The organism is Magnetococcales bacterium (assembly GCA_015228815.1).
In the GTDB taxonomy this organism is placed as follows: Bacteria; Pseudomonadota; Magnetococcia; order Magnetococcales; family UBA8363; genus UBA8363.
Window position 1 is genome coordinate 109,656 of record JADGCV010000009.1, and the last position, 10,023, is coordinate 119,678.

8 protein-coding genes are annotated in these 10,023 nt (G+C 57.6%); 2 read left to right on the forward strand and 6 right to left on the reverse strand.

Annotated features, from left to right (window positions below):
• Nucleotides 1-29 precede the first annotated feature (29 nt).
• The 3 genes from HQL76_05755 to HQL76_05765 form a co-directional block, all read right to left on the reverse strand.
• Complete coding sequence (locus HQL76_05755; protein MBF0108660.1) at nt 30-1,226, reverse strand: cofactor-independent phosphoglycerate mutase; 1,197 nt, start codon at nt 1,224-1,226, stop codon at nt 30-32.
• A 26-nt stretch (nt 1,227-1,252) separates the two neighbouring features.
• Nucleotides 1,253-2,233 carry a malate dehydrogenase gene (locus HQL76_05760; GenBank protein MBF0108661.1) on the reverse strand — a complete coding sequence of 327 codons (981 nt, stop codon included), beginning with the start codon at nt 2,231-2,233 and terminating at the stop codon, nt 1,253-1,255.
• A 152-nt stretch (nt 2,234-2,385) separates the two neighbouring features.
• The gene (locus HQL76_05765; protein MBF0108662.1) at nt 2,386-3,033 is read right to left on the reverse strand and encodes a hypothetical protein; all 648 of its coding nucleotides are present in this window, start codon (nt 3,031-3,033) and stop codon (nt 2,386-2,388) included.
• Between the two features lie 124 nt (nt 3,034-3,157).
• Between HQL76_05765 and HQL76_05770 the strand changes: the two genes are divergently transcribed.
• Nucleotides 3,158-3,394: a DUF2249 domain-containing protein gene (locus HQL76_05770; protein ID MBF0108663.1), complete on the forward strand. Its 237-nt coding sequence runs from the start codon at nt 3,158-3,160 to the stop codon at nt 3,392-3,394.
• 22 nt (nt 3,395-3,416) lie between these two features.
• Here HQL76_05770 and HQL76_05775 read toward each other — a convergent pair whose 3' ends face one another.
• Nucleotides 3,417-4,178 carry a methylenetetrahydrofolate reductase gene (locus HQL76_05775; GenBank protein ID MBF0108664.1) on the reverse strand — a complete coding sequence of 254 codons (762 nt, stop codon included), beginning with the start codon at nt 4,176-4,178 and terminating at the stop codon, nt 3,417-3,419.
• A gap of 213 nt (nt 4,179-4,391) precedes the next feature.
• Nucleotides 4,392-4,736: an HNH nuclease family protein gene (locus HQL76_05780; protein ID MBF0108665.1), complete on the reverse strand. Its 345-nt coding sequence runs from the start codon at nt 4,734-4,736 to the stop codon at nt 4,392-4,394.
• A 623-nt stretch (nt 4,737-5,359) separates the two neighbouring features.
• On the opposite strand from HQL76_05780, the gene HQL76_05785 reads away from it, so the two are divergent.
• Nucleotides 5,360-6,040, forward strand: a complete 681-nt coding sequence (locus HQL76_05785) for a helix-turn-helix domain-containing protein (protein ID MBF0108666.1) — start codon at nt 5,360-5,362, stop codon at nt 6,038-6,040.
• A gap of 190 nt (nt 6,041-6,230) precedes the next feature.
• Here HQL76_05785 and HQL76_05790 read toward each other — a convergent pair whose 3' ends face one another.
• Nucleotides 6,231-9,863, reverse strand: a complete 3,633-nt coding sequence (locus tag HQL76_05790; protein ID MBF0108667.1) for an AsmA family protein — start codon at nt 9,861-9,863, stop codon at nt 6,231-6,233.
• Between the last annotated feature and the right edge of the window lie 160 nt (nt 9,864-10,023).

Below are 10,023 nucleotides of genomic sequence, written 5' to 3' on the forward strand. Positions count from 1 at the left end.
CCCTGAATTCGAGCCGAAGGGTATTCTGTTCAGAAGGTCTGTCCAAGGAAAGCGGACATCAGATGGAATCCTGGATTGAAAGAGTGCGAGGCTGTTTTCAGGAGGGATTCATCGTAGGTTTGGTTGCCATCGGGGCAGATCCCCGTCCCGACCAGGGCAAAGGGGACCGGGTCGGAGTTGTGGGTACGCGACTGGATCGGGGTGGGATGGTCGGGAAGGGCCAGGGCGCGGTAGTTTCCATGACGCCGCAAAGCATCCAATATCGGCCCAACCAGACGGCGGTCAAAGTCCTCGATCGCCTGAATCTTGTAATCCAGCCGTCCTTCATGCCCCGCTTCATCCGGGGCTTCTACATGCACAAACATCAGGTCATGTCTTGTGAGACCATCAAGACATCCCCGGACCTTGCCTTCATAATCGGTATCCAACCATCCGGTCGCCCCGGGGACGTGAATCTGTTCAAAACCAATATGTGACGCAATGCCGCGCATCAGATCGACGGCGGAAATCATCCCACCTGTCTTGCCATGACAATCACGAAAGGAGGCCAGATTTGGCTTTCGACCCTGCCCCCAAAGCCAAATGGCGTTGGCCGGCTTTTTCCCCTGCGCCAGCCGCTTCCGGTTGACCTCATGATCCAGGAGAATCTTCCGCGATTGTTCCATCAACGAAAGGATCGGCGCCGAATCGGCGCCACGAGGCAAATAATTCGCCACATCCCGCCCGGAAATGTCGTGCGGCGGCGTGGTTTCAAGATTCTCCCCCCCACCGTGCCACACCAGCAAATGCCGGTACCCAACCCCAGGATGAAAACAAAACCGATCGCTGCCCACCCTGGAGTTGAGAAAACCAATCAGTTCTCCCCCCTCGGACGAAGAAATATGTCCCGCGGCAAAATCGTCCATGCGCCCGAAATGATCACCCAGGGTCACCAGATTGCAGCGCAGGGCCAAATCATCCTTCGCCAGGGTTACCCCCATGGCAGCCGCCTCAAGTGGGCTTCTTCCCGTATATCCCAGGGTCACGTCATAACCCAACACCCCAAGGTTGGCGACATCACTGCCCGGATAGTATCCCTCGGGGGTGTTCAAAGACCAGCCGCCAATCCCCTCCCGGACCATCCGGTCCAGGTTGGGGGTGTTGGCGGCCATCAGCGGGGTGCGACCATCAAGCTCGGGGAGGGGCCTGTCACTCATCCCATCCCCAAGCAGGATGACATACTTCATGTCCGGCATGTTCAACTCCGGAATCATTATTTCAGGAGGTCCTTCACGACATCCCGTTCCTTGCGCAGTTCGTCATGAACGGCATCAAACTTGGCCTTGGCCCAGGGGGTCATGGACAACCCTTCGACCACCTCGTAGGAACCATCACCCTTGGCACGAACGGGATAACCGAAGATCAAATCCTTGTCCACGCCATACTGGCCATTGGAACAGACCGCCACGGAACGCCAATCCCCGGCGGGCGTCGGCTGAATCAGGTCGCGCACATGATCGAGTGCGGCATTGGCGGCGGAAGCGGCACTGGAAGCACCACGGGCCTTGATGATTTCGGCGCCGCGATTCTGGACCGTCTTGAGAAAGGTTTCCTTGAGCCAGGATTCGTCGTTGATGACCTGGGCCGCAGGCTTGCCACCGATCCGGGCATTCTCGAAGTCGGGATATTGATTGTTGGAATGATTGCCCCAGACGGCCATGTTGGTGACCGCCGACACGGGCTGACCCGATTTTTCGGCCAGAAGGCTCTGGGCGCGGTTCTGGTCGAGGCGCATCATCGCCGAAAAACGATCCTTGGGGACATCGGAGTTTTTCATGGCGATCAGGCAATTGGTATTGCAAGGATTGCCGACGACCATGGCACGGACATCATTGGCGCCGCGATTGAGCGCCCGGCCCTGTCCAACGAAAATCGGGCCGTTCTCGCGGATGAGATCACCACGTTCCATCCCCGGTCCTCTGGGCTTCGCACCAACCATGAACACCCAGTTGATACCATCGAACGCTTCATCCGCCTTGTCGGTCAGGTCCATTCCCGTCAAAAGAGGAAAGGCACAGTCGGCAAGTTCCATGGCCACCCCTTGCAGGGCTTTCATGGCGGGGGTAATTTCCAACATTTTCAGGTGGACGGGACGATCCTTCCCAAAAACCTGACCAGAGGCAACACGAAACAAAATGCTGTAGGCAATCTGCCCGGCAGCGCCCGTTACAGCGACTCGAATTGGATTGGTCACGAATACACTCCTTGTCAATGGTTGATGCCTGATCACGCAGTTTGCCCGAGGATGATCCGGATGGCAACCACTCAAACAGTGCCGTTGCGACTTTTTTTGTAACTGCCCAGACCCCTTTTTTCTTTCAATAATCTCGAACCGGGGGGGTGCAGTTACCTTTTTTTCTCACCCGGCAGGGACTCCTCGATCATCGATTCCGCCCCGGTCCGGTCTCCCGACAGGTATCGGTCCAGCAGGCCCCGGGCAAAAAGCCCTTTCCAGAACCGGCCACGCTGGTCCAGGTCAGCGAACATCGGCGCCACCCGCCGTCGCCATTCGGAAAACCATAGCGCCATTTCTCCAAGATGATCAGGAAGCTGCGCCGCGATCCGTCGTCCAAGCCATCCCGAAAGGGCCGGCCCCGTGCCACCACTGGCAATGGCGACACAGATCGGTGGCCGGGAAATCAGCGCTGGCCAGATGGCGCTGCAAAACTCAGGTTGATCGACCACGTTGACGAAAATGCCCCGTCGTTCCGCCTGCCGACGAATCTCCCGATTGATCGGGGCGCTTTCATGGGTACTGACGACAAGCCATACCCCTTCCAAATGCCCAGGCACGAACGAGGCGCCAACCCAGGTGATCCGTTCCCGTACCGTTTCAGGCCAGGAATCGATCATTTCCGCCGGCGCGACAAGACGCAACGACGCCCCGGCGTCCAACAACAACGTCCCCTTTCGCGTCAATTCCTCTCCCGAACCGACCAGCAGGCAGTCCTTGCTTCTCAGGTCAAGGAAAAGGGGCAGAAAGGTGTGTCCCATGATCGTATCCGTCATCAACCGGGAGAACATTGACAAAAGAAACCATGAACGGTATGCAGCGGCACGGAGGATCGATTCAACGAGATTCCCTCCAACCTCCATCACGAAAACACCAAGGACCACCATGCCACCACAACCGATCAAACCACTCGATGTCCGCGGCTTTCCACCACCGCAACCCATGGTCATGATCCTCGAAGCGGTCACCTGGCTGGGCGCCGGATCATCCCTGGAGATCCTCCACGACCGCGTGCCCCATCCACTCTATCCGCGGTTGGCGGAACGTGGACTCCTCGTCCAAACCCGGGAAAACGGCGATGGCACCGTCACCCTGATCATCACCCGTCCCCACCAGCCCTGATCCCGTTGCGCTTGCGTTCGCCTCAGCGACCGCCACCGGGAAACAGCCCCTCAAGATACGTCTTGAGGTCGCGATTGATCGGCATGAAATAGACATGTTGCCCATGATCCGCGGCAAAAGCCATCGCCTGGTGGGCAAAATGAATGTTCCACGCCTCCGTGGGCACGAACGAACGGGGAAAAATCGCCAGATTCCGTTTCTCCCAATACCCCTGTGACTGCCGCGTCGTCACCGGAGAAATCCCCCAATAGACCTCCATCCCCTGCAACAGTTCACCATAAATGTCCATCAGGCGCGGATCGAAAAAGGGCTGGGTGAAAAACCCCACGGCCCCGGCATCGATCTTTTCGCGAACATAGGCCATCTCCGCCTGAAATCCAAAACGGTACGGATCAATGGCCCCATAGACCGCGACCTCGGGCATCTCGCGCCGAAACTTGCGGATGATATCGACCGCCTTTCCCCGGTATTGCGGAAAAAATGGATCGGGATGAACATCACCCGTCACCACCAGGACCCGGTCGATCCCATGCGCCCGCAACAATGGCGCCATCGGCAAGGGGGCGTCGGGGTCGATGTCCCGCGCCCGTATGTGGGGAATGGCCATGGAAAAAAAAGACCGCGCCACGGCACACCCCTGCCACGAACGCAGTTCAAACCGCGGCAGATCGGGAATGTTGATCCGATCGACCGCGGGAAATCCTTGTTTCAACAATTGAAGTTCCGCCGTCAAGGATTCCGTGTCCCGAGGGACCAGTTCAAAGGAAATCATCACTCCTCCCATTCACCCGACAAACCATCCCATGTTCCATAAACCCCCACCCACTTGTCGCCTACGCCAATCCTCTTTGTCAACCGGCAACCGCAAAAACGGGACCCGTGAGAAAACACCTTGTAAAAGATCCGTATTATCAATAAGTTCCAAAATTTGATAATTTTGTGAGTATTTTTCTCGTCACCGCTGTCACAGTGGAAGAGAAAAGGATGGCGATATATCCTATTTTTTTCCCAATAACTCTTTCAGATTTTCAAATGGCGTGTATCTGGCAACCTCTTGTTCCTCTTTTTCGAGCGTGATACCTTTGTTCAATTGGAATTCCACTTGGCGAGAATGTTCGTTGTCGTGACAGTAGATGCAAAGATTCTCCCAATTACTGCCATCGGATGGGTTGTTGTCATGATTATGGTCCTTGTGATGTACCGTCAATTCCGTAATATTGCCAAGGTCGAAAGCGCGGCCACAACGGGCACAGACCCACGGATGAATCCGCAACGATTGTTCCCGATATCCGCTCATCCGTTTATCCCGCTGTCCGATCGCTCCGCCAACCAGACGCTCCATCGCCCGCTCCCGCTCTTCGGCATCGCGACTCTTGGGCGGTTTGGGTCGTGGAGAAAAACTTTTCCTTTTCATGGTGGGTCTCCTGAACAAATCTACCAAAACGGAAGGGTAATGGTTCGCGCCATCGACTGGAGTGGCAATCAAGGAAAATCCGGTGATTCCACAGGAATATAATGATTGATAACAGATATTTATGTTCATTCACTTTCTCCCCTGGCCGCCCCGGTTATCGTGCGGGCAACCCCGGAAAAAATGACCGGACTATAAACAGGGGCACTTGAAATTGGAGAAAAAGAGAATTATTTTCATCTCTGGTTGATCGGCAAGGCCGGAACCGAAGCGTGGGTCCCGACCACGGTTGCCACGGTGGCAGCCAAACCAGGGAATGGCCGGAACATCGGTCATCCCCTTGAACCTCGATCATGCCACGAATTGTCGGACCAAGGGTGTCGCCACCCCGTGTCCGATCATGCCAGCAATGCCCGGGTGACAATACATCACACCCGAGCCGGGTTGGCAACAGGGGCCCCTCTCGAATGGATATCATTCGATCCCTGGCACGGACAGCAGAAAAAACGATCAAAAAGGTAACGGAAAACCCATTTCGGAGGTATCATTCCACCATGACGATGACCAACACTCTCAGCGAACGAATTCAACTGGCCAGAAAACACGCGGGACTGACACAAAAAGAGCTGGCCGACAAGGTAGGGATCAGCCAGACAGCGGTTCACAAGCTGGAGTGCGGTCGCTCGCGCTCCTCGCGCCGTACCGTAGCCATTGCCCTGACCTGCGGCGTCGATCCCATCTGGCTCGACAACGGTCGCGGCGAAATGGCCCTTCCCGGCGCCGCCGCCTTCGCCGCCGAATTCAGCGGCGTTCAGGAAGAGGGCGAAACCTATCGCACCTATCCCTTGATCGCCCGCATCCCCCTGATCTCCTGGGACGAACTGGCCAAGTTCTGTGGCGAGTCCGAAGAAAACTTCAATCCCGATGTCGCCTCCTGGATCCCGGTCGCCCCCCGGGCCAGCGATCGATCTTTTGCCTTGAAGGTCCCCGACGATTCCATGGAACCCGAATTCTACGAAGGGGAGGTCATCATCGTCGATCCCACCCGCAAGGGGTCTCACAACCAGTTCCTGGTGGCTCGCGAAGGGACCAACCGTCCAACTTTCAAACAATTGATCCTCCACGGCAACCAAAAATACCTCAAACCCCTCAATTCCCGCTATCCCCTGATCGAAATCAAAACCGAACTTCAAGTTTGCGGCGTCGCGGTTTGCAAGTACAAGGAGTATCAATAAACCCGGCATGGGGAACATTTTTCGACCAGGGCAAGGATCGGAAAATCCCAAGGAATGCCGTCCCCATTCTTTTTCCGGAGAGGGGACGGCATTTTACACGTTTCATCGAAAATTCTCCGGGTTTAATTATTGAAATAATTAAACCCGGGGGGTATCGCTTTCCCATCCAGAACCGCCAGCGCCATGGATCTCAGAATGGAATTTTGTTGAGCAATCCATCCAGCCCCTTGGGAACCACCTGTTCCAACACCCGATCAAGCCCCTTTTCCTGCAATTTTTCCCTGAGGCCATCGTCCATTTTCTTTTCGAGTTTCTTTTCGATCTTCTCGATGATTTTCTGTTTGGCCTCTTCCTTGACATTCTCCTTGATCAACCCTTTCAGATCGACCTGATAGCGGGGATGGGTCGGGGTTCCGGAAACACGAATGGGAACGGTGATGTTATCAAGTTCCCCGATCGGTTTTCCGCCCTGGCCGACCAGCGAACCGACCACGGCGGCCCGGATGCGATAATTGACCGAATCCTTTGGCAAATCGGCCTGTCCCTCGCCCCCGACCCGCAGCAGCGGTGATTTCAGGTTCAAATCATCGTTGGTGGCAACACCGTTGTTCCAATTGACCGTCGCCGAAAATTCGGAAAAATCGGTCTGTTCCGCCTTTGCATCCGATTCCGGAGGCATTCCCTTGACCACCTGGTAGGCGGTGCGGATCATCCGGGCAATATTGATTCCCTTGATCGCGCCATCGCCGAACTCGAAACGGACCTTTCCGTTCAGGGACCGCTTGATGGCGTTCGCCTCCAGGCCCCGGAAAGCCAGATCAGCCGATCCATCCGCCTTGCCGACAATCCGATCCACCCCGGTGACATCGGCGAGAAACGGTCCCCCCTGAACCGAATCAAGCGCCGCTTTCACGACAGTCTTGGGTTCGGCGACGCGAAAATCGGCATCGATATCAACCTTCACCGTTCCCTGGTACAGCTTCGCCACCAAAGGATGGACGCGCAATACCCCCTTGTCGGCGGTCAGGGTCATGACGGCATCGGTCAAACGGACATCGAATGCCTTGAGCCGCCCCAAACGCAGCGTTCCTTTCATGTCGGGCAGCCCCATCGTTTCCCCCGAGGTTCCCGGCGCCGCGACCACCGATTTTCTTGCCGCCGCCGTGTTTCCTTTATCTCCCGGAAAACCTTTCGCTTCCTTCCGTTCGACCACCGCCTTTTCCTCCGGATCCCGATAACGATCCAGATCGATGCCATCCACGTTCAAATCGAAGACCAGTGCCAGGGGGGCGAAACGGAGGATTCCCATGGTACCGGTCATGCGGCTTTCATCCAGGAGAAGTTCCATGGCGTCAAGCGTCAGATGGTCACCCGCTCCCTTGACGGATGCCGCCAGGGATACCTTGCGCAAGGCCCGAGGGTCGCGGGTTCGTGGCGGCTGGCGATGGAGTTTGGCGAGGAGTTCAGCCAGATTGAATTCATGAATCCGCCACGTCCCATCCCAGGTCGGATGTTTTCCAATGCCGGCCACCTTCATTTCGGCGTTCATGCGCGCCCCCGCCAGCAGCACGTCGATTCCCGAAAGATCCACCGTCCCCTTCTTCAGATCGACCGCCACCCCTCCCGACAGAGTGCCCGCCAACGTACCCCCTCCCGCGTCTTCGTCCTGATAGGAAAGGGCAAGGTCCTTCAACGTGGTCCGCACCTGGGGACCGTCGAGGAGGGTGGAAATCTGGACGGGCCCCGCCACCTGCACGCGCCCTTTTCCGGCAACCCCTCCCGCGATGGTGATTTCCAGGCGGGTGGCCTGGGTGGACACCTCGCCGTTTTTGAGATCCGCTTCGACCCGCCCCGTCAGGTCGAGCCTGCCCAGCCCCCCGCCAAGTGACTTGTCCCGGGTTTGGAGTGACAATCTTGAAAAATCAGCCGCATAATGGCGCCGTTGCGGATCGACCGTAAGCTCGAAGGTCCCATCGATGCTTTCGATTCCTGCAACCGCTGTCCCCTCGGTGTTCTTCAGGGAAACCTCGAACGGCTTCAAAAGCACCGTCCCCCCCTTGAGGTGGGTTGCCAACGAACCGGCCAGCCGCCCCGAAAGCCGGCCCCCGCCGACGACCGGACCACGGGCATCGACACTGCATTCCCTGAACACCCCCTGAAGAGTGTCGCCACCGGCAGGCATGGTCATGCGCGCCTGACAGCGCATCGTGGATTGGCCATTGGCGCCCAGAAAACCATCACGCACCCGCAGGGTCATCCCGGAAAGATCCATGACCAGAGGACCAGCCCCTCCCTCTTTCATGTTCCAGGCGATCGAACCCGTCGTCTCGACCCGACCGTTGTCCACCATCGGACCATGAACGGAAAAGGAAAACCCCGAAAGATTCCCTTCCAAAGCGCCGGTTTTCATGGCCAACAAGGTTTCGGCATGAAACCGGAGTTCGCCGCCCCCCGTCTGGAACGCCCCGCCGGTCATCTCCAGGATCGCCTTGTCCAGGACGGTTTCGAGACGGTCCCTTTGCCAATCGACCCGGAAAAGTGCATCCATGCGACCGGTGAAGCCTCCTCCAGAGAACACCGCCCCCTCGCCCTTGAGCGACATTTCCGCCAGGGCGATTTCGGCATCGCCACGATTCAGATCGGCCCGCAGTCGTCCCGGCGCTTCCAATCGAAGAAATCCATCTTTCAGCGTCCCCTCGCGCGCCTCGACATTCAAACCCGCCATCGTCGCCACGACCATCCTGGTTGCCAGATCGACCTGACCATCGACATCCATCCCCGCATGGACCTTGATTCCCGCGAGACGTTCTCCACCCGCCTCCAGACCCACCTGTTGCAGCTTCAGCCGCACCGTTCGTTGCCCCGGATCGAAATCGACGCCCCCCTTGAAATTGGCCTGGAGCGCCGCACCTCCGGTAAAGGACTCGGAGGCCTTGATCTCTCCCTTGTCCAGGGTGATGCCCGTGGCCATGTCCGCCAGGCGCACCGACAGCCCTCCCGCGAGCGCCATCGATACCCCTTCGTTGGTGCCTCCGCGATCGGCCAGGGCGAATGAGAGCCTTTCGACGATTCCCTCGGCGACGCCTTGTTCCGGTTTTATTTTGATTTGTCCCTTGAATCCAAGTTGCCCCGCCCGTTCTCCTTTGGCCGGCAGCAGATCCGAATGAAACTCCATGGCCACCGGTTCTCCAGGGACCATGCGTCCCACGACCAGATCAAGATTTTCAAGGGTCATGCCGTCGCCGGAACGGGCGTCGTGCCAGACGGCCTTCCCTTTTTCCACCTCGATTCCCTGAAACATCACCGCCGCCATCAGCGAGGGGGTGCGGGAAGCGGCATCGGTGGTCTGGTGTGTCTCCTCCCGCTTTCCGTCATTCCCGTCCGGCGCGTTTCCAGGGGCATTCCGCGACACCGCGTCATCGGATCGTCCGAGATCCTCCCAGTTGCCGACCCCTTCCGCGTTGCGTGCCAGATTGAGAACCAACCCCTTGACCACCACGGTATCCACCGCCACCTGCCGCCGCAGCAAAGGTTCCAGGCGGACCCGAACCTCCAGGGAAGAGACCTGGGCAAAGGGTTCGGTGCCAAAACCCGGGGCGTTGCCCAAGGCGACATCGGTCGCACGGATCCCGATCCAGGGGAACAGGGAAACGTGCAAGCCCTCTCCGAGACGCAGCTCACGACCGGTATGTTCCCGAACCAGACGCGCCATCTCGTCCCGATAATCATTGGGATCGATGAAGGCCGTGATCCCCACCGCGACCGCCATGGCAAAAACGACAACCACCAGAAAGAGTTTCATCAGAAGTTTCAATGGTTTCACAAGGTCACCTCCATCCGGGCATGATGCCCATCGGGCGCAGTGGAGAAATCAAGACTTTGGGGGAAATCCCCTGGACTCCCGGATTCGGAATTATTGAAAGAAAAAAGGGGTCTAATGGTATGGTCCGCCCCGTTCCCAACGGCCTCGAAATGGGCCAAGA